Below are 22321 nucleotides of genomic sequence, written 5' to 3' on the forward strand. Positions count from 1 at the left end.
GTTCTGCTTTTCACAGATAATATTTTTGATGGCAATGTGCAAAATTATATTGCGCACAATTAAATTGAGTGATAGGTAGTGCTTATCAAATCAACCGAAGGGAGTTAATGCCATGCCAATTCTGTACAAGACAAAAGCAAGTGCAACCGGTGGCCGCGCTGGCCGCGCCGTTTCGGAAAATGGTGTTCTGGATGTAACACTGACAGTTCCTAAAGAACTCGGCGGCGACGGTGCAACCGGGACGAACCCAGAGCAGCTTTTTGCAGCCGGTTATTCGGCCTGCTTCCTCGGCGCGCTTAAGGTTGTTGCTGGCAAGGAAAAGGTAAAGATTTCTGAAGACACCACTGTGACAGCAACCGTGGGTATTGGTCCGCGCGAAGATGGCGGTGGTTTCGGAATTGATGTTGCTCTCAGCGTCCATATTCCAGGCGTCGAGCGCGAAGTGGCTGAAAAACTGGCTGCTGCAGCACACATCGTGTGCCCATACAGCCACGCCTTGCGCACCTCGACGGAAGTGCCTGTCACTGTTGAGTAATTGCAGTAATACGAACATAAAGCCGGCGGTCATCCCGCCGGTTTTTTCATGGGTTTGTATGAAGGATGTTATCTGGAGATGTCGAGCAGGTCCTGCCGCAGACGGCTTGGGTCACCGCTGACGATACCCCGTTCAACATCCGCATGGACACTTTCCCAGATCGGAAAGGCGCTGACCAGCAGTTGCATGCCCGCTTCGGTCAAGCGCAGTCTTTTTCCCCGCTTGTCTCTGGGGTCGGGCTCAATGCTGACGAGGCCTTTTTTCTGAAGAGGTTTGAGGGCGGCCGTCAGTGTGGTCCTGTCCATGGCGAGCAGTTGCGCCACTGGTCCCATCGGCGGCGGTTCCGGTCTGTTGAGCGACATCAGCAGTGAGAACTGGCCATTGGTCATGCCCAAGGGCTTCAATGCATTGTCGAAACGCCGCGCCAGCGCACGCGCTGCCCTTTGTGCGTGAAGGCAAAGGCAACTATCGCGCACTAGAAGCGTTGTTGAAAAAGGAATCGCTGTAACATTTGACATGGCTAATATATGTTGATATCAACGTAAATAGTCAAGCAAAAGCTGATCGAAGGAGGATTGATCATGTCTCATGCTGTCGTTTCCCAAAAGGAATGGCTGGAAGCCCGTAAAAACCTTCTCGTGCTGGAGAAGGAAGCCACACGTGCGCGAGACCGGCTGAATGAAGCGCGACGAGAACTGCCATGGGAGAAGGTCAGCAAGGACTACATTTTCGACGCACCGTCTGGTCCCAAAAATCTTTCCGAATTGTTTGATGGCCGCAGCCAGCTCATCATCTATCATTTCATGCTGGCACCGGACTGGGAGGAGGGCTGTGTCGGCTGTTCTTTCTTCGCCGATCACGTCGATGGCTCTGTCATACACATGCAGCATGCCGATGCCACATTCGTTGCCGTGTCTCGTGCGCCACTGGCAAAGATTGAGGCCTACAAGACACGTATGGGCTGGAAGTTTCCTTGGGTCTCGGCCGGGGACAGCGATTTCAATTACGACTATCAGGCGTCTTTCCGGGATGAAGAACTTTCAGACGGAGGGATCACTTATAACTACCGCGAGATACCGCCCATGGGCGACCTCAAGGATTTGCATGGTATCAGCGTGTTTGCAAAAGACGAAAATGGCGAGGTTTTCCATACCTATTCCACCTATGCCCGCGGCTGCGAGCAGACCATCGGTACTTTGATGCTGCTGGATCTGGTGCCCAAGGGACGAAACGAAGACGGCGTGATGAACTGGGTGCGACGCCACGATCAGTACGAAGATGTACCGAAGGCCGCAAGCTGCTGCCATTGAAACATCATCTGGAAAGGCTGCAACACCGCCAACCGGATCATGCGTCAACAAAAGGATTCGGAGTGCTTAACACCCTTACGTAATCTCTGGAGGAAAAGATTATGGAAAGTGCCAAGCCGCAAAAACAGCATGAGTTCCTGCAACGGATCGTGGGTGACTGGGTTATGGTGTCCACGTCAGGCCATGAAAGCTATAATCCCGATGATCCCGAGCAGGTGTTTACCGAAACTGTTAAATCCATCGGCGGTCTTTGGATCGTTGGCGAAGGCAAGGGAAAGATGCCGGATGGCAGCCCGATGACTGCGCTTATTACGGTTGGCTATGACCCTGATAAGGGAGATTTTGTCGGCACCTGGGTCGGGTCTATGATGACCAACCTCTGGGTCTACAAGGGCTGGCTGGAAGCAGACGGCAAAACACTGACGCTGGAAGCCGAAGGTCCCGCCATGGATGGCACTGGCGGCACCGCCGTTTACCACGATGTCCTGACATTGCATGACGACAATAACAGAACATTTTCCGGCAGCGTCAGGCAGCCGGATGGCAGTTTCAAACAATTCATGTCTTCTGAATTTCGCCGGAAATGACAGCGGTTACGTTTGTGCCGCTTAACATGTGACCAATGGGAGAGTGCAATGTCTGATACGCATGGCAAGTTCATCTGGTATGAACTGATGACGCCCGATACCGAAGCTGCAGCACGGTTTTACGGTTTTGTTGTTGGATGGACGGCGGCGCCATTCGAAAATGCCGCCATGCCCTACACCATTTTCGAGACCAATGGCCGGGGTGTCGGCGGAATGATGGAGCTGACCGACGAGTTAGCGAGAAGTGGCATACCACCGAACTGGACCGGTTATGTCGCCGTCGACAATGTAGATGAGACTGTGCGCAAGATCGACGCCGAAGGCGGAAGCATCATGCGCCCTGCGGAAGACATTCCGGAAGTCGGCAGGTTCGCCGTGGTGAAAGATCCTGACGGGGCGGTTCTGTGCATCATGACACCTCTGCCTATGGATAACCAGCCACCGGAAGCAGCTCCGGATGCACCCGGCCACGTCGGCTGGAGCGAGCTTTTCACTGACGACGTCGAACGGGCGAGTACCTTTTATGGCAGTGTCTTTGGTTGGACGAAGGACCATGATATGGACATGGGTGAAATGGGGCCATACCGCATTTTTGCCTATAAGGGCAAAGCCATTGGCGGCATGATGAAACGCTTGCCACAGGTTCCCGTTTGTCACTGGGGTTACTACTTCAATGTCGACGCCATCGATGAGGCCGTTACACGTGTCAGCACCGGCGGCGGCCAGGTAATAAACGGTCCAATGGAAGTGCCCGGCGGCAGCTGGATCGTCAATTGCCTTGACCCACATGGGGCCTATTTCTCGCTGGTCGCACCACGCAAATAAACGTAGTGCTCGCGCGTGTCAGATATGTCCCCTTTGCCCTGACCAGGCAAAGGGGACATTTTTTATCCGAAGGACGCAAAGAAATCTTCGGGGTCATCGACCTCAATCAGTTTGCGTTTTTCGATCAGCCAGAAGCGGTTGGCAACATCCCTGATAAAGCTGCGGTCATGGGATACCAGAACGCAACTCGTGGTCTTGCCGGTCAGCTCTTCGCCAAGCGTTTCTTGGCCCTCGATGTCGAGATGGTTGGTTGGTTCATCCAGCAGGTAGAAATTGGGTGCCATCAACCGCAGCACCAGCATGCTGAGCCGTGCCTTTTGCCCGCCTGACAACAGGCTGGTGGCGCGCTGTTGCATGACGATGCTGATGCCGGCCCCTGCCAGCAGGGTATGAGCCTGCTGGTCGGAGATATCAAAACGTCTGGTTATTGCGGCAAGCGGCGTTTCCTCTGGTGACAACACATTCAGTGTCTGATCGGCGTATCCAAGCACCAGCGACGGTGTTGCGCGGATACTGCCGGTAGCCGACGGCTTTTCAATCGCGGCCTTTAACATCCGTATCAGGCAGGATTTTCCAACACCATTGCGACCCAGCAGGACAATGCGGTCGCCCTGGCGAATGTATTGTTTGCCGGTCCTGAACAACAGCGTTCCGTCCGGTGTCGTCACGTCGGCGTCCTCAACGCTAAGCAACACCTTGGCGTGTGTACTGCGGCTGGCCAATGCAATGTTGCCGCTCGACTGTTCGCGGTGCGCAGGACGCGAAGCGTCCTCCAATTTTTCTGCGCGCTCCTTCAGTTGTTTTGTTTTGACGACAAGCAGGTCGCTGCCGGAATTGATGCCGATGTTCTTCAGCTTGGCGGCCTGCTGGCGCAGTTGCTGCGCCATCTTGATGTTGCGCTGATAGAGGCGTTCTTCCGAGGCATCCACTTCATCAAGTGCAATACGTGCCTTGCTGTAGGGCAGGGCAAAGGATTGTGAACGTTCCGGCCGAAGGAACAGGGTGCTGCGTGTTGTTGCGTCCAGAAACGCCCGGTCGTGGCTGGCAATGACGATTGCCGTTTCTCGGGGCAGCCCGGCCAGCCAGTTCTCAAGGACAGCTATTCGTTCCAGATCTAGGTGATTGGTCGGTTCGTCCAGCAGCAACACGTCGGGCTCGCCTATCCAGACCCTGGCCAGAAGGGCCTGCCGTTGCCAGCCGCCACTCAATTCAGAAAGTGGCCGGTCCTTCATCTCAGCTGGTACCTCGAGCATATCCAGCAGCATGTCGACACGCCAGCTTTCCATGGTCGCCTGCTCGTCAGGCAGGCCACCGGAGATCATGTCGTGAAAAGAGAGCTTCGCCAGCGTCGGTGTTATATGCTGGGTAACATGGCCGATGGTGACGCCGCGCGCCGAGGTAAGCTGGCCTTCGGTTGTGTCGATTTCTCCTGCCAATGCCCGCAACAGGGTCGACTTACCCCGCCCATTGGCGGCAACAAGGCCAATGCGGTCACCGGCCGAAATGCTCAGGTTGAGGTGTGTAAAAAGGGGCGTGGTGAGTGTGACGCCAAGGTCACGAATATTGATCAAAGTCATTGAAATTCTCGGGTCTGCCAAGCCGGAACCCACGGGGAATTACCCATGAGAATATACTGACGGTGCCTTCGGCAACACGACAGCAAAATCCGGCGATCAACAACATGCAGACACAACGCAAAACGTCGTGCTGCGTCTAACCGCTACGGTAGGCAAACCAGAGTGATATGTGTCCGGTCAGCCCCGCAAACGCATTTGCAGGGCAGAAAGGTGCGTGATCTGGCAAAAACGCCAGAAGCATGAAATGTCCATGCGAAGCCTCCTTTCAAAACCGGTTTCAGATGCCAATTCATAACACAGGCTTTTTTCTGAAACAATCAGCCGACATCGGTCACTTGGCGGTCAACTGCGCCGTGGCAGCCGGACGTGATCAATGAAGGCCCGAAGTTTGGGCGCCAGGTTACGGCGGTTTGGATAATAGAGATAAAACCCCGCAAAGCTCGGGCAATAACCATCCAGTAACGACACCAATTGCCCACGTTCGATGTATGGGCGAAATGTCTCTTCCATACCGAAGGTAATGCCAGCACCGGCACAGGCCAGCTTGATCATCAGTTGCATATCATTGGTGGTAAATTCCGGTTCCACCGCCACGGCAAATTCACGGTCGTTTTCCGCAAACTCCCATCGATAGGGGGCAACGCCGGGACGGGCACGCCAACCGATGCATCTGTGGTCGATCAGCTCTGCAGGGTGTGAGGGTAGGCCATGGCGATCTCTGTAAGCTGGTGCGCAGACCGCAAGCTGACGCTGCTCGACCGAAACAGGCACCGCGATCATGTCTTGGGCAATCAACTCACCCAGTCGTACGCCCGCATCATATTGTTCGGCAACAATGTCGAACTCCTCATCGGTGACGACAATATCCAGCTGAACTTCTGGATAGGTTTCGGCAAAACTGGCCAGCAGCGGCCCGGACAGAAAGCGTTCGGCGATCGACGACACCGCCAGCCGCAATTGCCCGCGCACCGCACCGCTGAACGACGATGTGGTAAGGGTGGCCTGTATGAGATTGGCGATTGATGGTGACACGTCGGCATAAAGCTGTTGCCCTGCTTCGGTCAGGCTGACGCTGCGTGTCGTGCGCTGGACGAGCGCAATGCCCATCGTTTCCTCCAGCTTGCGAATGGTCTGGCTGACCGCCGAGCGCGTGACACCAAGACGGTCGGCTGCGGCGCGAAAATTACGCTCCTCGGCGACCAGGCAAAAAGCTGACAATGCATTGAGATCGATATTCATTGGTTAGAAAATCTACCTACTGAGTTCACGATTGAGGCGGTTATCACGACAATGCCTGTGAATTATCTTCCTTGCAACAGCAGCGGCCGGAAAGGTCGGGCTGGCAAACCAAGGAGATGAAACATGGCAATGAACAAAGTCGTTCTCATTACAGGCGCATCCAGTGGTATCGGTGCAGGCATTGCACGGGAACTTGCTGCCGCTGGCGCAAAGCTGGTTCTGGGTGCCCGTCGCATGGATCGCTTGGAGGCATTGGCAGACGAGTTACGTCTGGCTGGTGCCGATGTGGTCGCCCATCCGTTGAATGTGACACACCGGGAAAGCGTCGCAGACTTCGTCGAGGCTGGTCGTAAGGCTTTCGGACAGGTCGACGTTATCGTCAATAATGCGGGTATCATGCCCTTGTCGCTGATGTCGTCGCTGAAGGTTGCCGAGTGGGACCGCATGATCGACGTCAACATCAAGGGTGTGCTCTACGGTGTTGCGGCGGTCCTGCCGGAAATGATCAACCGTAAGTCCGGTCAGATTATCAATATCGCCTCGATCGGTGCACTTGCAGTGTCTCCGACGGCAGCGGTCTATTGTGCGACTAAATTTGCGGTACGCGCCATTTCCGATGGTCTGCGCCAGGAGCACAAGGATATCAGGGTGACCTGCATCCATCCCGGCGTGGTGGAAAGCGAACTGGCCGACACCATCACCGATCCTGCAGCCGCCGAACTGATGAAAACCTACCGCGCCATTGCGTTGAAGCCGGATGCCATTGGCCGCGCCGTGCGGTTTGCCATCGAACAACCTGATGGCGTTGACGTTAATGAAATCGTCGTGCGCCCGACGGCTGCGTGACGCGAGGAGGTCCAGCAAATGAAAATGGTTTCAACATCAATTGCGATGGCGCTCGCATCTGTCGCTGCAGATGCCAGCCCGTCCAGAGCGAGCTCCATGATGAAAACAGAAAACACCGAGCAGACATTGCAAGCGGTTACACATCCTTACATTGGCATGTGGGTGACGGGCGACGGTCAGATCCGCCAGGAACTGTTGGCAAACGGCCGCTATGATGAAGCGCGGGGCCAACGCAAAAGCGCCTATCAGGGGCGTTATGAAGTCACCGGCAATCATATCGATTATTGGGATGACACCGGATTTACTGCGGACGGCAAGTTTGTTGACGATGTGCTCTATCATGGCGGCATGATTTTTTACCGCGAGAAATAAGCCGTCGCCAGAACGTCAATAGATGCCACCGCCCGTGCCTTTTTGGCCGGGCGGTGGCATAATTCTATCGCTTCAGGCTTCCGAGAATGCCGCGCACAATCGCCCGACCGACCGATGTCGCGACCGAACGGGCGGCACTTTTCATTGCGGCTTCAATCACCGTCTCGCGCTGGTAACCACCGGTACGGCGTGGCGCAGAACCGCGCGAACCGGTTGTTGAAGCTTCTTTCGGTGCATCGCCAAATCCCGGCAGGGTCCAGCGTCCGGCAGCACTGTCCGGCTGGGCAGCCTGCTCTTCGGCGGCACGCTTGGCGGCTTCGGCCTCAGCCGCTTTTTGAGCGCGGGCAGTCAGAATTTCAAACGCGGATTCACGGTCGAGGTCGGTGTCGTACTGTCCGGCGACCGGGCTGACATTCATCACACTTTTGCGTTCCGCATCGGTCAAGGGACCGGCGCGACCAGAGGGGGGGCGAATGAGCGTGCGTTCCACGATTGAAGGGGCACCCTTCTCCTGCAGGGTGGAGACAAGTGCTTCACCGGTGCCGAGCGTGGTGATGACCTCGGCGGTGTTGAAGGCGGGGTTTTGGCGGAAGGTGTCGGCCGCAGTTTTGACCGCCTTCTGTTCGCGTGGGGTATAGGCGCGCAAGGCATGCTGTACACGGTTACCAAGCTGCGCCAATACTGTCTCTGGCACATCGAGCGGGTTTTGGGTCACGAAGTAGACGCCAACGCCCTTGGAGCGGATCAGGCGCACAACCTGTTCCACGCGCTCGATCAGCACCTTTGGTGCGTCGTTGAACAGCAGGTGCGCTTCGTCAAAGAAGAACACCAGTTTTGGTTTGTCCGGATCACCCACTTCAGGCAGTTCTTCAAACAGTTCCGACAGCAGCCACAACAGGAAGGTGCCGTAGAGGCGAGGGTTCATCATCAGCTTTTCAGCCGACAGAACGGAAACAGCGCCACGTCCATCATTGGTAACACGCATGATGTCGCTAATTTTCAGGGCAGGCTCACCGAAGAAATGTTCGGCACCCTGTTGCTCCAGCACCAGCAGACCACGCTGCAACGAACCGACCGATGACTTGGAAATCAAGCCAAACTGTCCGGAAAGCTCGGAGGCATTTTCCGCCATGTAGGTGAGCAGCGATTGCAGGTCTTTCAGGTCGAGAAGCGGCAGGCCACCCTTGTCTGCAATCTTGAAGGCAATGTTAAGCACGCCTTCCTGTGCCTCCGAGGCGTCCATTAATCGCGCCAGCAAAAGTGGTCCCATTTCGGCAATAGTTGCGCGCACCCGGTGGCCTTTTTCACCATAGAGATCCCAGAAAATGACCGGGAATTCCTGGAAGGCGAAATCAGAAAAACCGATCTGTTCGGCGCGTTTGCTGACCCAGTCTTTTGCCTCGCCAATGGCGGCAATGCCGGAGAGGTCGCCTTTGATATCGGCGCAGAATACCGGCACGCCGACATTAGAAAAGCTTTCTGCCAGAACCTGCAAAGTCACGGTTTTACCGGTGCCGGTCGCCCCGGTTATCAGCCCGTGCCTGTTGCCGAATTTAAGCTCCAGATATTCGCCCTTGTTGAGAGTGTCGTCCGGATTGCGGCTTGTGCCGATGTAGAGTTTTCCATCCTGCAACATGTGGGCATCTCTCCTGTTAGGCGTCTGACTGTAAACTGGTACACTCGCAAAAACACGAGGCACGCTTCGTTGTTTATCAATCTATTGCAATGTTCTTGTAAGGCTGCAAGCAATGTCCAACAACAAGTTGCCGTGTGCCATGCTAATCACTGCATAGTTTGCCACAGTGGCTTGAGTCGGCAAGATATTTGTTTTACCTTGACGTTAACGTCAAAATAATCAGGAGGTGACGATATGAACCAACTCGTAACGCAGGTGGCCGACAAGGTCGGTATCAGCCCGGAGGTGGCTGAAAAGGCCGTTGGCATGATGCTGGGTTTTCTGCAGCGCGAAGCCGATGACGGTGCAATCGCCCGCATGATCGAAGCTATTCCCGGTGCGACCGAGCTGGTTGCGCGCTTTAACGGTGAAGGCGCCGGTGGCGGCGGCGGTCTGCTGGGTGGCTTGATGAGCGCCATCGGTGGTGGCGGCATCATGGGGCTTGGCCAGCAGTTGATGAGCCAGGGCCTTGGCATGGGCGAGATTACCGCTCTTGCAAAGGAAACCATCGCAGTTGCCCGCCAGCACGCTGGTGATGAAGTTGTCGATCAGGTTATCGCCTCGGTTCCAGGACTCAGCCAGTTCACCTGATCAGAAATTGATCGCCTGAAGTTTCAAAGGGTGCATCTGCGGTTCGAACGCAGATGCACCTTTTTTTTGGAGGCTGGTCAAGGGACAGGGCAGGGCTCAGCCGGACGCTGCAGCAAAATTGCGCCGCGCCTTTTCAATTTCGGCATGATGGGTTTCCGCCCAGATCCATACTCCGCAAAATGCACCACCCAGACTGCGGCCAAGATTGGTCAGGCTATAATCGACATGCGGTGGAATAACTGGATGCACGGTGCGTTTCACCAGCCCGTCACTCTCCATCTGCCGAAGTGTCTTGGTCAGCATCTTCTGGCTGATGCTGCCCACCAACTTGCCCAGTTGTGTAAACCGCACGGTGCCGTGTTCTTCCAGAACCTCCAGAATGAGCATCGTCCATTTGTCTGCCACCTTGGCGATGATGTCCTGCACCAGCGCTTCAATCACCGGGTCAACATTATCAGGTATCTCATCATGCAGGCGTTTTTCGATGATCGGATCGACGGAATGCCTTTTCATACAGACACTCTCCTTTTGGTAAGTATAAATCTTTTGGGTGCCTTCTTTCGATTGGAGAGGATGATAGCTAATCTTTGTCCAGACAACAAGGAAAGGTCATCGCCATGAAAACCACAGATAACACCATTCTCATCACTGGCGGCGGTTCCGGCATTGGTCGTGCACTGGCCGAAGCATTTCATGCCCTCGGCAATCAGGTCATCATCAGCGGTAGACGCGCTAACGTTCTGGACGAGGTCACCAAGGCAAATCCCGGCATGGCATCCTTTGTAATGGATGCGACGGACGCAGCCGACATCAGCGCATTCGCCGACAAAGTCGTGGCTGCCTATCCCTCCCTCAACGCCGTCATCAACAATGCCGGTATCATGAAAAACGAAGCCATTCCGTCAGCGCCTGACTACCTTGCGATAGCGGAAGAAACCATCGCCACAAATCTTCTGGCGCCCATTCGCCTGACTGCGGCATTGCTTCCGCATTTCCTGGAACAGAAGAACGCGACCGTGTTGACCGTATCGTCAGGTCTTGCCTTTGTGCCGATGGTTGCAACCCCGACCTACAGCGCCACCAAGTCGGCCATCCATGCCTATTCCGTGACGCTGCGCGAGCAGCTGAAAGCAACGCCGGTCGAGGTTATCGAGATAGTTCCACCTTACGTGCAGACCACCCTGCAGGGTGAACATCAGGCAACAGACGAACGCGCCATGCCGCTGGAAGCCTTCATCACGGAAGTCATGGATATCCTGACAAACCGTCCGGATGAAAAGGAAGTGGTGGTCGAGCGCTGCAAGCCGCTGCGCTTCTCCGTTGAAAACGGTGCTTTCGACAAGGTCTTCCAGATGGTCAATGCCATCCACGCATAAACAGCCGCGATCCAGACAGACAACATCCGGCAACCATCACCCGTTGCCGGATGTGCTTTTATCCAGAACCTCCTGCAGCGCTGATATGAATACGCTGACCTTGGCTGGCAGCAGCTTGCGGGTGGGATAAACTGCCCAGATAGCGATTGTCTGAGGCGCCGCATCCTCAAGCTTGACCTCTACCAGTCGCCCGGATTGCAAGTCCTTCTCGACATTCCAGTTGGCAAGCAGGGCAATGCCGCCACCGGCAATACTGACCGCATGGCATCCCTCGATGCTGGTCGCGGAAAAGCGCGGGTTCAGCCGCATATGTCGTTCATGTCCATCGGCGATGAAGTTCCACTGCTGGATGTTGGCAATCGGCAGGCAGTCATGCTGTTGCAGTTCTTCGAGCGTGCGCGGCGTGCCGTATTTTCTAAGGTAATCGGGTGACGCCACAAGAACACGCGGATTGTCTGCCAATTTGCGCGCAATCAGATTGCTGTCCTTTAACCTGGCAATACGAATGGCCAGATCCATACCGCTGGACACCAGATCGGGCAGGGCATCGTTGAGATCAAGGGAAATGCGCAAGGAGGGGTGGGCCTCTAGCAGTTGTGGCACGAGAGGTGCCACAAATTGGATGCCAAAAGCCACAGGAACCGACACGCGCAGCAAGCCGCTGGCCTTTTGTGTGCCGGAATTAAACTGGGCGAGTGCTTCTTCGGTATTTTCCACCAGCGCCTGCGCGTAAGGTAGAAATGTCTCGCCCTCCGCTGTTAGCGAAAGCGAGCGGGTGGTACGGTGCATCAGGCGCACCCCAACCGTTGCCTCCAGTGCAGCCAGGCGACGTGTGGCCGTCATGGACGGCATACCAAGCCGTCTTGCCGCCTCGGAAAGGCTACCAGCAGCAACAGCCGTGGTGAAAACCAACACGTCTTGGATATTCATTATATCAATTTCCGTTATACGGGTTGAACTACATAGGTCACTAAATCTTATTTTGATTAAATTGTATATCTGCGCCAACTCTTCGGCCAGAAAGGCGTGAAACATGAACACGACGAAAACCAATGCACCGCAGGCTCATGCGGGCTTAAGCAAGTGGAGCTTGCTGGCAATGGCGATTGCCAGCGGCATTGCCGCCGCAAATATCTATTACAGCCAGCCGATGCTCGGCATCATGAAGGCAGGTTTCCCGCATGATGCGATCACCAGCTTTGTACCGACCGCCACACAGCTCGGATTTGCATTCGGCCTTTTGCTGCTTCTGCCGCTCGGGGACATCGTAAACCGCCGATATCTCATCATCGGGCAATTTGTGGCTCTGTCTGTCGCGCTGGCGGCAACGGCCGTCGCACCAACCGCATGGATCTTGGTCATCGCCTCATTTGCCGTCGGGGTCGGGTCCGCGGTTGCTCAGCAGATTGTGCCCTTTGCAGCCTCGCTGGCAGCGCCGGAAAAACGTGGCGCCACCATCGGTACCGTTATGGCCGGTCTCCTGTCAGGCATTCTGTTAAGCCGCACCCTGTCCGGTTTTGTCGGCCAGCATGCCGGCTGGCGGGAAATGTTCTGGATCGGCGTGCCGATGGCACTTTTTGCCGCCGCATTGATGTTCGTTGCCCTTCCAAACCACAAGCCATCGTCGCGCATGCCTTATCGTCAGGCGATGGTGTCCTTGGTGCACATTTGGAAGCGTGAACCGGATTTGCGTATCGCTGCATTGGTGCAGGCGGCGCTGTTCGGCTCCTTCTCGGCATTCTGGACCATCCTTGCGCTTTACCTGCAAGGTCCTGACTTCCATCTGGGTGCAGATGTCGCGGGTCTGTTCGGTGTGGTGGGTGCTGTCGGCATCTTCGCAGCACCGCTGGCAGGCCGTATCGCTGACAGTCGTGGACCACACTTCGTGGTATGGTCAGGCGCGGTTCTGGCTCTTGTCTCCTGGATTGTCTTCGGCGCATGGGCGTCGTTGGCAGCACTGGTTATTGGCGTCATCATCCTCGACTTCGGGGTGCAGAGTGCCCTCGTGTCCAACCAGCACATCATCTATGCGCTGGATCAGGAAGCCCGTAGCCGCATCAACACCATCTTTATGACCAGTATGTTTTTGGGAGGTGCTAGCGGTTCTGCTCTCGCAACCGCCGCCTGGGGCTATGATGGATGGACTGCCGTCAGTGTTCTGGGCGCGTTGCTTGCCATTGCTGCTCTCGGCGTTCGGGTGTTCGACCATCGAACCCGCACCGCAATCGCTCGGTAAGATAGGCCCGATAGGCAGGGAAAGGACGGCTTCGGTCGTCCTTTCCATATGCGGAAGGAACATTTCAGGCTACGCTGCGTTTGGGGCAAAGGTGCAACCTGACATGAGGTGTCCGGAGCATTCTGTTTGCGTGCATCAGAAGCTCGTTAATTAGTATTCCCTTTCAAATTGAAACATGTCAAAAACATTGTCGCAACCGGTGGCTGAAATGTCGTTCAGCAACGACACCGGATTGTGGTCTTTAAAGAATGACGCCCGGCAAGATGGGCTCATCCACTGAAGCCACCCTGAAAAAAGAGCGCGCTTCACCTCTGCTGATGCTGGTGTCGAAAAGCCTTTCCGGCACCGGTGATTTTTTCAGATCTGCGAAAGGAGAACACATGTTTGTTCTCATTATTGGGGTTGTTGCGGCCATACTGGCTTTGGCGATACTGTATCCCGGTGTGCAACTCGCAATGGCTGGCGGAAGCGTCTTCTATGTCGTTATCGGCGTTGGTCTGTTGCTGGCGTCCATCCAGCTCATTCGCCGTCGTCAATCTGGGTATTTTCTCTATGCACTGCTTCTGATCGCCACCTTCGTGTGGACCATCTGGGAAGTGGGTTTCGACAAGTGGCAATGGATACCGCGCGGTGCATTGCTGACCTTCCTCGGATTATTGCTTAGCCTGCCGCTGGTGCCCTATGGCCTTAAAACCAAAGGCAAAAGCGTTGCTTTGTTGCGCATGACCGTGTTTGTCATCGCTGTATTGGGCGTCGTGTCATGGTTTGTTGACCCGAGGCTGATCGATGGTGAACTTCAACCGCAATCCGCCCAGGCCGAGCCCGCTGCGACTGGCACGCCGGCTTACCCGGCAGATGACTGGATTGCCTATGGCGGCAACAATCTCGGCCAACGTTATTCCTCCCTCAGTGATATCAACGTCGATACTGTCAACGGGCTGACCGTTGCCTGGGAACACCATACCGGCGATTTGAAAACTGCCAATGACAGCAAGGAGTTTACCTTCGAGGTGGCACCTTTGAAGGTCAACGGACTGCTGTATCTCTGCACGCCACATAACATTGTTGAGGCATTGGTCCCGGAAACGGGGGAGGTTAAATGGAAGTTTGACCCTGAGCTGAAACCCAGCACATTCTTCCAGCACCAGACATGCCGTGGTGTGTCCTATAATGACAGCAGCGATTTTGTCGCCGCACCTGCAGCACCTGCTGCCACCTCAGTTCCTGCAGCTCCCGCTGCTCCAGCAACCGATGGCACGACACGGACACAGGCTCAAACGCGGGCTCAAACCCAAACACCGCAAGTGGTCGCGCCGGCTCCGGCTACATTGACCTGCCCACGGCGTATCATCTCCACCACGGTTGATGGTCGCCTTTATGCGTTGAATGCCGATACCGGTGCACTTTGCACCGAGTTTGGCGAAAATGGTTATGTCAATCTTCTGGCGCAAATGCCGATGTTGCATGAATCCTCTTACATGCAGACCTCAGCACCTCTGGTGACGAAAAACCTCATCATCATCGGCGGTTCGGTGTCTGACAATTATTACGAGGACAATACCTCGGGCGTGATCCGCGCCTATGATGTGCGCACGGGCAAAATCGTCTGGAAATTCGATGCCGGAAAACCGGATGAAACAGCGCCTCTCGCCGCCGGTGAAACCTATGAGGCCAACTCTCCCACCGCATGGACAACCTTCAGTGCCGATGAAGCGCTGGGTCTTGTCTATGTGCCTTTCGGCAACAAGTCTCCTGATCAGTTCGGTATGAACCGCACTGAAGAGGACACGCAATTTGTCGATGCGCTGGCAGCACTCGATATTGAAACAGGCAAGTTGCGCTGGAAATTCCAGACCTCCTATCACGATCTTTGGGACCGTGATAATCCGTCTCAGCCGACACTTCTCGACCTTCCCAAGGACGGCAAGAATGTACCGGCGGTGATCATGCCGACCAAGGGCGGCAACTTGTGGGTTCTCAACCGTCAGGACGGCACGCCTATCTTGCCGGTCAGTGAACAGAAGGTCAGCACGGAAACCGATGTGCCCAATGAAAAACCGTCACCGGTACAACCTGTCTCGTCGCTGAACTTCACACCGGCACCGCTGCGTGAAGTCGACATGTGGGGTGTCTCACCGATCGACCAGGCGATGTGCCGTCTGGCATTCAAGCAGGCACGATATGATGGAAATCCGTTTACACCTCCCGGCATCGGCAAACCTTCGCTTGTCTGGCCGGGTAATATTGGTGTGTTCAACTGGGGGTCGATCGCGGTTGATCCGGTCAACAAATGGCTGATCGGTACACCGCAATATCTGCCCTATCTCTATCAGGCCTATCCACGCAAACCGGATGATTTGAATGCCCGTCTCTTCACCAAGGAGGGCACCAACCCCGGCAATGAAAATCTTGGTGGGCCATTTGGCATAAGCATCCTTAACTTCCGGTCCGGCATCGGGCTGCCATGCAATACACCGCCATGGGGTGAAATGGTTGGCGTCGACCTGACAACGGGCAAAACCGCGTGGAAACGCCGCAACGGCACGGTGCAGGACCAGAAGATATTGGGATACTCATGGCCAATCCCGCTGCCGATGGGCATCCTCGCCCATGGCGGCACCTTGACCACGGCAGGCGGTGTGTCCTTCACCGCTGCCACGCTCGACAACTATCTGCGAGCTTACAACATGAAGTCAGGTGAAAAACTGTGGCAGGCCCGTCTGCCGGCGGGCGGGCAGGCAACGCCCGTCACCTATCGCGGAGCAGATGGCAAACAATATGTCGTCATTGCCGCCGGTGGTCATGGCTCAATCGGCACGACACTGGGTGACAGTGTTATTGCCTATCGGCTGAACTGATTGAAAAATGAAAGACCCCGCCCATGCATATGGGCGGGGTCTTTGTCTGTTTTGCTCGGGGCTACCGCTCGGCCGGCAGGATCACTTCTTGACAGCAACAACGAAAAGGCGCGGGAAGCGTAGCAGGACACGGCCGTCCGCCATCGGCGCGTAAGCCTTGGCGATGCGCGCCGTATAGTCAGCCAGAAACGCTTCCTGATGTTCAGCACCTGCGGCATTCAGATAGGGGCGCAGTCCAGTACCTTTCACCCATTCGACGATCGCGCTGGCATCCGCCATCGGGTGATTATAGATCGTGTGCCAGACATCGACCCGTGCCGATTTTGGACCAAGCCGGTCGAGATAGGCGGTTGGGGAGGGCAGTGGTTTACGCCGCAAAGATCCGTCGGCAAAGGCCGGGGCCCAAGGCCCGACAGACGCGGTTTCTCCCATCGAGACATGGGTCGGTTCAGACAGATTGTCCGGCATCTGTACCGCCAGCACGCCGCCCGGTTTCAGATGATCCATCAGCTTTTCCAGCACGCTGAGATGGTCCGGTATCCACTGGAAAACTGCATTGGCATATAAAAGGTCGGCAGGGGTATCGGGTTGCCATGTGGAAAGGTCGGCTTTGCGAAACTCGGTATTCGGCAGGCGATCTCTGGCCTTTTCCAGCATGTCGTCGTCGCTGTCCACGCCGGTGATCACATTCAAACCGTAGCGGTTTGTCAGCAGCTCTGTGGAGTTGCCGGGACCGCAGCCGAGGTCATAACCCGCCATTACCGTTTCCAGCGGAACCTGCGCCAGCAGATCGCGGGCAGGGCGTGTTCTTTCATCTTCAAACCGGAGGTATTGTGCGGCGGACCATGCCATATCTGTGAGTCTCCCATGCTGACACCTTCGGTCAGGTGTCCCGTTTCAATTACACAGTTTTTACCCGCTCCATCATTTATCGTTATGCGTCCATTTATCAAGTTGTTGGTTCGATGGAAGATTCTTGCTCAGATACCGCAGGTGGATATTGTTTTGCGTCGTTTTGTGTTTTTGCGGAAAAATTATCTTGACCTGATGCAGGTCGAGGCATTCACTCCGGCCACTTATCTATAGGAGACTTTGAGAATGGCCGTCGATACTTCACCGAAATCAAACACCTGGACCTATGTTGACGGTGAATGGCTGCCCGGCAATCCGCCGTTGATTGGCCCCACCTCACATGCCATGTGGCTGGCTTCGACAGTGTTTGATGGCGCTCGCTGGTTCGATGGTCTGGCACCGGATCTGGATCTGCACTGCCAGCGCGTCAATCGCTCGGCCACCAACATGGGCATGATCCCGACCAAAACCCCTGAGGAAATCGAGGCGCTGGCACTCGAAGGCGTCAAGAAGTTTGATGGCAAGACCGCCATCTACATCAAGCCTATGTATTGGGCTGAACATGGCTCAGTTGGCAGCGTTGTGGCGCCAGACGGAGCCTCCACCCGTTTTGCTCTTTGCCTGTTTGAAGCACCTATGGATGCGGGCAAGTCGCTGACGCTCACCGTTTCTCCGCTGCGTCGCCCTTCGCCGGAAACTGCAATGACCGACGCCAAGGCAGGCAGCCTTTATCCGAATAGCGGCCGTGCGATCATTGAGGCCCGTTCGCGTGGTTTCGACAATGCCCTGATGCGCGATATGAACGGAAATGTTGCTGAAACGGCAGCCTCCAACATCTTCATGGTCAAGGATGGCGTTGTCCTGACCCCGGTTCCAAACCGCACCTTCCTTGCCGGCATCACCCGCTCGCGCGTTATGGGTCTGCTTCGTCAGGCGGGTTTCGAGGTTCGTGAAGCAACGCTTTCGGTGGAAGACTTCAAGAACGCCGACGAGATTTTCTGCTCCGGCAACTATTCCAAGGTTTCTCCGGTCACAAAGCTGGACGAGAAGGAATTGCAGGCTGGCCCGGTCGCCCGCAAGGCGCTGGAGCTTTATCTCGAATGGGCCAAGTCAGGCACTGACGCCTGATCACACATCTACGAAACGGCCGGGTTCCCCGGCCGTTTTTTTTCTCCTGCAACACATATTCCGGATGACGGCAAATGGCCGAAAAATCTTCGCTTAACATCATTATTCGTCAGAGCCATACAGACGATATTCCAGCGATAACCGAAATTTACCGTGATGCTGTCCTGCACGGCAAGGCGAGCTTCGAAATCGATCCGCCCTCCGTTGATGAAATGCTCAAGCGTCGCGACGCTTTGGTCTCCGGCGGGTTTTCTTATCTGGTGGCTGAGGTTGAAGGCCGTATCGCTGGTTACGCCTATGCCGGTGCCTACCGTGCGCGCCCGGCCTATGGCGCAACGGTCGAGGATTCGGTCTATGTCAGCCCCGATGCCAAAGGCATGGGCATTGGCCGAAAATTGCTGGATGCGCTAATTGGCGACGCGACGGCCAAGGGCTTTCGGCAAATGGTGGCGGTGATCGGTGATTCCGCCAATGCCGCCTCGGTCGGGGTGCACCGCGCGGCAGGTTTTGAAATGGTCGGCACATTGAAGTCAATCGGCTGGAAGCATGGCCAGTGGCTTGATACTGTGCTGATGCAACGCCCGCTTGGTGAAGCAGATACGACGCCGCGCTTCCAGCCCTGATATGATTGGGGCTATCTCGCCTTATGGCTTGGCCTGATCGGGAATATCGATCTTGACGGTGTCCGTCGTCATTTCACCGCCGATTTCCACGGTCTTTGCCTGCTTGTCGTAAACGCAGATATGGCTGATCGTCGCGTCGGCCCCCTTGGCTTTACCGCTGACGATCGCAAGGCCGTAGCTTTCGCTACCAAACGGATCGACCACGATCTTGGCGTTCTCGATCATGCCTTCCGTGGCGGCGAGGCATTTCGCCTGGACGTCGGCAGTAAACTCCTGCCATGCTTCATCCGATGAGGCGGCAGCAGGGAGTGAGATCATGCTTGCCAGAATTGCAGTGCAGAGGGTTTTCCTCATCTTGTCGCTTTCCTTGTCAGTAATGCCGAACCGAAGTTCTTGAATCGGTACGCAACCATCGAATGCGATTGTGAATTTCTGATGTTGGTAGTGGAATTTTCTCTTTTGCCGGAACATTTTGATATTTCGCAGGTTGCCTCAATTGAGTTCCGCTCCTATGTTCCGCGCACAAGGTTTCAAGGAGCGGGTCACCGCTGCAACAAGGAGTACCACCATGGCCTTCGAACTTCCCGAACTTCCATACGACTACGACGCTCTCGCACCATACATGTCGCGCGAAACGCTCGAATTCCACCACGACAAGCACCACAAGGCATACGTAGACAACGGCAACAAGCTTGCTGCTGAAGCTGGCCTTGCTGACCTGTCGCTGGAAGAAGTCGTCAAGAAGTCTTTCGGCACCAATGCTGGCCTGTTCAACAACGCTGCCCAGCACTACAACCACGTTCATTTCTGGAAGTGGATGAAGAAGGACGGCGGCGGCAACAAGCTGCCTGGCAAGCTGGAAGCTGCAATCAACTCCGACCTCGGCGGTTTTGACAAGTTCAAGGCAGACTTCATCGCTGCTGGTACCACACAGTTCGGCTCCGGCTGGGCATGGCTCTCGGTCAAGAACGGCAAGCTCGAAATCTCCAAGACCCCGAACGGCGAAAACCCGCTGGTTCACGGTGCAGAGCCGATCCTCGGCGTCGACGTTTGGGAACACTCCTACTACATCGACTACCGCAACCTGCGTCCAAAGTACCTCGAAGCCTTCGTTGATAACCTCATCAACTGGGACTACGTTCTGGAGCGCTTCGAAGCCGCTTCCAAGTAAGGTTTTCAACCTTCGATTTTACGAGACACCCGGCCTTCGTGCCGGGTGTCTTGCTATGTGGCTGCGATGTCATATCGCTGTCATGTGCAGGGCATAAAGCCGCCGCCATGACACATCTTGCTGCACCGCTATTTTCCTTCGGCATCATCGCCGACCCCCAATATGCCGACATCGAACCGAAGCCTGATACGGGGCGCTATTACGCCAATACCCCACGCAAGCTCGATGCGGCGATTGAAACGATGAATGGTGAGGATCTGGCCTTCGTCGTGACGCTGGGTGATCTGGTCGATCGTGACTGGACCAGCTTCGACGCAATCCTTGCCTGTTACGACAAGCTGCGGCACCGTTCCGTTCTGTTGCCGGGCAATCACGACTTTGCCGTCGATGCTGAGAAATTGCCAGACGTCTATCAGCGACTGGGCATGCCATCGCCTTGGCATGACTTTGCCGAGCAGGGTATGCGTTTCATTGTTCTTGATGGATCTGACGTCAGTCTGTTTGCACCGGAAAGACATGACCCGAAGCGTGAAATCGCCGCCACGCGGCTGGAGACATTGCAGGCGGTTGGCGCCATCAATGCGCAGACCTGGAATGGTTCATTGAGTGATGAGCAGTTTGGCTGGCTGGAAAACACGCTGGAAGACGCAGCACGTCTCAATCAGAAGGTGGTGATCTTCTGCCACTATCCTGTGTTCCCTGATAATGCCCATAACCTGTGGGATACGCCACGCATTCTGTCGTTGTTGGCCGACCATGATTGTTTTGTGGCGTGGTTCTGCGGCCATAACCATGTCGGTAATTACGGCGAAATAGACGGCAAGCATTTTCTCAATTTCAAGGGCATGGTGGACACGCCTGACGAAAACACCTTTGCCATTGCCGATGTCTATGCTGACCGTATCGAGGTTCGCGGTTTCGGTCGTGAAGACAGCCGCACGCTAGCGCTTTGATCGCTCAAGGGTTGGTCTTCGGCGTTTGACTATATTGCCAGTTGGCCATCCATAGCTGGCGCAAAGCCTCACCTTGCTGTTTGAAGAAGTCCTGCGTTTCGATGCAGCTTTTGACACGGTCCGCACGGAAGTTGCGGATCGCCTGCCGCAACTCGCACCAGGCGACGATATTGGCGGTTTCGGAATAATAGATCACCGCGATTGGCCGTATCCGCCGTTCGGTCAGCGAACCGGCTTCGTCCTGATAGGTGATATCAAGCTTTTCCTCGTTGCGAACTGCGCGTCGGATCATCGACAGGTCCACGCCATCAGGTGCATTGGCAATAATGCCCCAGGCATGTAGCGCAGTGGTGGACAGAATGCGGGAGAGGGGTTCGGGGACCGATGAGGCAATCTTGTCGCTGACCCGCTTGGCTGCCTGGCGTAACTCCGTGTCGCCGGTTCTGCTGACAAGTGCCAGTGCAAGAACGATGGCTTCCGTTTCCTCGATCGAAAACATCAGCGGTGGCAGGTTGAAGCCGGGCCGCATGATATAACCCACGCCACGTTCGCCTTCGACCGGCACACGCATGGCCTGCAAGGCGGCAATGTCGCGGTAAACCGACCGAGGTGTCACCTCCAGCGTGTCGGCAATCTGCTGTGCGGTCACCGGCTGGCGTGCCACCCGCAATATCTGGATGATTTCGAAAAGCCGTGATGCTTTGCGCATTTCTGTCTCCGTGCGAAGGCTACTGACAGAACGCTGTCAGTAGCACGAGATTATAAACACCAGAAACGGGTTGAAAACCTTGGGATCGCGCGCAGTTTGCAGCAAATAATGCGGGGGAGATACTGACATGGCCTATAGCGAAAACCTCTGGCTGTTTTTCCTGCTTTTGTTTGGCATCATCATTGTGCCGGGCATGGACGTGCTGTTTGTGCTGGCAAGCTCTTTGACCGGCGGAAAACGTACCGGCTTTTTCGCCATTCTCGGTATCGTGGCCGGTGGTGTCGTCCACTCGCTGTATGGTGCGGCCGGTGTCGGGCTGCTGGCTGCCTCGATGCCCAGCCTGTTCACACCGCTGCTTGTGCTGGGCGCTGGTTAAATGATCTGGATCGGCATCAGCCTGATGCGCAGTTCAATTACCGTGCAGGGAGATGAGGCATCGTCCAGCAAATCGGCTTGGCGTGCCTTCCGGCGCGGCATCCTGACCTGCCTTGCCAACCCCAAGGCCTATCTGTTCATGCTGGCGGTTTATCCGCAGTTTCTGAAACCCGCCTATGGCCCGGTGTGGACACAAGGGTTGATCATGGGGGCCATGGTGGCCGCAACCCAGTTCAGCGTCTATGGCGCATTGGCGCTGACGGCGGATAAAAGTCGCAGGTTTCTGGTTTCATCACCTGCAGCAACGGTTTTTGTCGGACGTGCGGCGGGTCTGGTGCTGGTTGTTGTATCGGCGCTAACCCTGTGGGCGGAATTGACAAAAGTCTCTTAGAGGACTGTTTTAGCAGCGAAAATCACCAAACCTCACCTTATTGTGACTTCTCTCGAAACGTCAAACGGGGCATGTTCGGGCGTCCCTAAATG

At 55.6% G+C, this 22321-nt stretch carries 23 protein-coding genes and 1 pseudogene; 15 read left to right on the forward strand and 9 right to left on the reverse strand.

Annotated elements, in window-relative coordinates:
- Nucleotides 1-112 precede the first annotated feature (112 nt).
- A complete protein-coding gene (locus tag ACZ5FM_RS02955) occupies nucleotides 113-535 on the forward strand; it encodes an organic hydroperoxide resistance protein (RefSeq protein WP_250983119.1) in 423 nt (140 codons plus the stop codon).
- 68 nt (nucleotides 536-603) lie between these two features.
- On the opposite strand, the gene ACZ5FM_RS02960 is transcribed toward ACZ5FM_RS02955, so the two are convergent.
- Nucleotides 604-1053, reverse strand: coding sequence for a MarR family winged helix-turn-helix transcriptional regulator (locus tag ACZ5FM_RS02960; protein ID WP_250983118.1), 450 nt, complete (start codon nucleotides 1051-1053; stop codon nucleotides 604-606).
- A 63-nt stretch (nucleotides 1054-1116) separates the two neighbouring features.
- On the opposite strand from ACZ5FM_RS02960, the gene ACZ5FM_RS02965 reads away from it, so the two are divergent.
- From ACZ5FM_RS02965 to ACZ5FM_RS02975, 3 genes are all read left to right on the forward strand, one after another.
- Complete coding sequence (locus tag ACZ5FM_RS02965) at nucleotides 1117-1845, forward strand: DUF899 domain-containing protein (protein WP_250983117.1); 729 nt, start codon at nucleotides 1117-1119, stop codon at nucleotides 1843-1845.
- A gap of 101 nt (nucleotides 1846-1946) precedes the next feature.
- A complete protein-coding gene (locus ACZ5FM_RS02970) occupies nucleotides 1947-2432 on the forward strand; it encodes a DUF1579 domain-containing protein (RefSeq protein ID WP_259145640.1) in 486 nt (161 codons plus the stop codon).
- 48 nt (nucleotides 2433-2480) lie between these two features.
- Complete coding sequence (locus ACZ5FM_RS02975; RefSeq protein WP_464039663.1) at nucleotides 2481-3257, forward strand: VOC family protein; 777 nt, start codon at nucleotides 2481-2483, stop codon at nucleotides 3255-3257.
- A gap of 62 nt (nucleotides 3258-3319) precedes the next feature.
- Here ACZ5FM_RS02975 and ACZ5FM_RS02980 read toward each other — a convergent pair whose 3' ends face one another.
- Nucleotides 3320-4834 carry an ABC-F family ATP-binding cassette domain-containing protein gene (locus ACZ5FM_RS02980; protein WP_464039664.1) on the reverse strand — a complete coding sequence of 505 codons (1515 nt, stop codon included), beginning with the start codon at nucleotides 4832-4834 and terminating at the stop codon, nucleotides 3320-3322.
- A 342-nt stretch (nucleotides 4835-5176) separates the two neighbouring features.
- Nucleotides 5177-6073: a LysR family transcriptional regulator gene (locus ACZ5FM_RS02985; protein ID WP_464039665.1), complete on the reverse strand. Its 897-nt coding sequence runs from the start codon at nucleotides 6071-6073 to the stop codon at nucleotides 5177-5179.
- A gap of 123 nt (nucleotides 6074-6196) precedes the next feature.
- Between ACZ5FM_RS02985 and ACZ5FM_RS02990 the strand changes: the two genes are divergently transcribed.
- Both ACZ5FM_RS02990 and ACZ5FM_RS02995 read left to right on the forward strand, forming a co-directional pair.
- Nucleotides 6197-6919 (forward strand): SDR family oxidoreductase, encoded by a 723-nt coding sequence (locus ACZ5FM_RS02990; RefSeq protein ID WP_250983112.1) that lies wholly within the window; start codon nucleotides 6197-6199, stop codon nucleotides 6917-6919.
- An 18-nt stretch (nucleotides 6920-6937) separates the two neighbouring features.
- Complete coding sequence (locus ACZ5FM_RS02995) at nucleotides 6938-7291, forward strand: Atu4866 domain-containing protein (RefSeq protein ID WP_464039666.1); 354 nt, start codon at nucleotides 6938-6940, stop codon at nucleotides 7289-7291.
- A gap of 64 nt (nucleotides 7292-7355) precedes the next feature.
- Here ACZ5FM_RS02995 and ACZ5FM_RS03000 read toward each other — a convergent pair whose 3' ends face one another.
- Entirely contained in the window at nucleotides 7356-8927 is a 1572-nt protein-coding gene (locus ACZ5FM_RS03000) for a helicase HerA-like C-terminal domain-containing protein (RefSeq protein ID WP_464039667.1), read from the reverse strand.
- 234 nt (nucleotides 8928-9161) lie between these two features.
- On the opposite strand from ACZ5FM_RS03000, the gene ACZ5FM_RS03005 reads away from it, so the two are divergent.
- Nucleotides 9162-9557, forward strand: a complete 396-nt coding sequence (locus ACZ5FM_RS03005; protein ID WP_250983109.1) for a hypothetical protein — start codon at nucleotides 9162-9164, stop codon at nucleotides 9555-9557.
- 96 nt (nucleotides 9558-9653) lie between these two features.
- On the opposite strand, the gene ACZ5FM_RS03010 is transcribed toward ACZ5FM_RS03005, so the two are convergent.
- Entirely contained in the window at nucleotides 9654-10070 is a 417-nt protein-coding gene (locus ACZ5FM_RS03010; protein WP_464039668.1) for a winged helix-turn-helix transcriptional regulator, read from the reverse strand.
- Between the two features lie 104 nt (nucleotides 10071-10174).
- On the opposite strand from ACZ5FM_RS03010, the gene ACZ5FM_RS03015 reads away from it, so the two are divergent.
- On the forward strand, nucleotides 10175-10933 hold the full coding sequence (locus ACZ5FM_RS03015) for an SDR family oxidoreductase (RefSeq protein WP_464039670.1): 759 nt from the start codon (nucleotides 10175-10177) through the stop codon (nucleotides 10931-10933).
- A gap of 36 nt (nucleotides 10934-10969) precedes the next feature.
- Here ACZ5FM_RS03015 and ACZ5FM_RS03020 read toward each other — a convergent pair whose 3' ends face one another.
- A complete protein-coding gene (locus ACZ5FM_RS03020) occupies nucleotides 10970-11863 on the reverse strand; it encodes a LysR family transcriptional regulator (protein ID WP_464039671.1) in 894 nt (297 codons plus the stop codon).
- A gap of 103 nt (nucleotides 11864-11966) precedes the next feature.
- Here ACZ5FM_RS03020 and ACZ5FM_RS03025 point away from each other — a divergent pair, with 103 nt between their 5' ends.
- Together ACZ5FM_RS03025 and ACZ5FM_RS03030 are read left to right on the forward strand one after the other, a co-directional pair.
- Complete coding sequence (locus ACZ5FM_RS03025; protein ID WP_464039672.1) at nucleotides 11967-13169, forward strand: MFS transporter; 1203 nt, start codon at nucleotides 11967-11969, stop codon at nucleotides 13167-13169.
- Between the two features lie 380 nt (nucleotides 13170-13549).
- Nucleotides 13550-16027 (forward strand): membrane-bound PQQ-dependent dehydrogenase, glucose/quinate/shikimate family, encoded by a 2478-nt coding sequence (locus ACZ5FM_RS03030; RefSeq protein ID WP_464039673.1) that lies wholly within the window; start codon nucleotides 13550-13552, stop codon nucleotides 16025-16027.
- Nucleotides 16028-16108: 81 nt separating this feature from the next.
- Here ACZ5FM_RS03030 and tam read toward each other — a convergent pair whose 3' ends face one another.
- Entirely contained in the window at nucleotides 16109-16879 is a 771-nt protein-coding gene (gene tam / locus ACZ5FM_RS03035) for a trans-aconitate 2-methyltransferase (RefSeq protein WP_464039674.1), read from the reverse strand.
- Nucleotides 16880-17125: 246 nt separating this feature from the next.
- On the opposite strand from tam, the gene ACZ5FM_RS03040 reads away from it, so the two are divergent.
- Nucleotides 17126-18007, forward strand: coding sequence for a branched-chain amino acid aminotransferase (locus tag ACZ5FM_RS03040; RefSeq protein WP_250983102.1), 882 nt, complete (start codon nucleotides 17126-17128; stop codon nucleotides 18005-18007).
- A gap of 74 nt (nucleotides 18008-18081) precedes the next feature.
- The gene (locus ACZ5FM_RS03045) at nucleotides 18082-18630 is read left to right on the forward strand and encodes a GNAT family N-acetyltransferase (RefSeq protein WP_275640694.1); all 549 of its coding nucleotides are present in this window, start codon (nucleotides 18082-18084) and stop codon (nucleotides 18628-18630) included.
- Nucleotides 18631-18651: 21 nt separating this feature from the next.
- Here the strand turns inward: ACZ5FM_RS03045 and ACZ5FM_RS03050 are convergent, their stop codons facing one another.
- Nucleotides 18652-18984, reverse strand: coding sequence for a hypothetical protein (locus tag ACZ5FM_RS03050; protein ID WP_464039675.1), 333 nt, complete (start codon nucleotides 18982-18984; stop codon nucleotides 18652-18654).
- A gap of 214 nt (nucleotides 18985-19198) precedes the next feature.
- Between ACZ5FM_RS03050 and ACZ5FM_RS03055 the strand changes: the two genes are divergently transcribed.
- Together ACZ5FM_RS03055 and ACZ5FM_RS03060 are read left to right on the forward strand one after the other, a co-directional pair.
- Nucleotides 19199-19801 (forward strand): superoxide dismutase, encoded by a 603-nt coding sequence (locus tag ACZ5FM_RS03055; RefSeq protein ID WP_192487255.1) that lies wholly within the window; start codon nucleotides 19199-19201, stop codon nucleotides 19799-19801.
- 107 nt (nucleotides 19802-19908) lie between these two features.
- A complete protein-coding gene (locus ACZ5FM_RS03060) occupies nucleotides 19909-20754 on the forward strand; it encodes a metallophosphoesterase (RefSeq protein ID WP_464039676.1) in 846 nt (281 codons plus the stop codon).
- Between the two features lie 4 nt (nucleotides 20755-20758).
- Here the strand turns inward: ACZ5FM_RS03060 and ACZ5FM_RS03065 are convergent, their stop codons facing one another.
- Nucleotides 20759-21463, reverse strand: a complete 705-nt coding sequence (locus tag ACZ5FM_RS03065; RefSeq protein WP_464039677.1) for a helix-turn-helix transcriptional regulator — start codon at nucleotides 21461-21463, stop codon at nucleotides 20759-20761.
- A 127-nt stretch (nucleotides 21464-21590) separates the two neighbouring features.
- Here ACZ5FM_RS03065 and ACZ5FM_RS03070 point away from each other — a divergent pair.
- Nucleotides 21591-22229, forward strand: a pseudogene (locus ACZ5FM_RS03070) (LysE family translocator).
- Nucleotides 22230-22321: the final 92 nt, after the last annotated feature.

This window comes from Agrobacterium sp. 5Ca50, assembly GCF_055381905.1.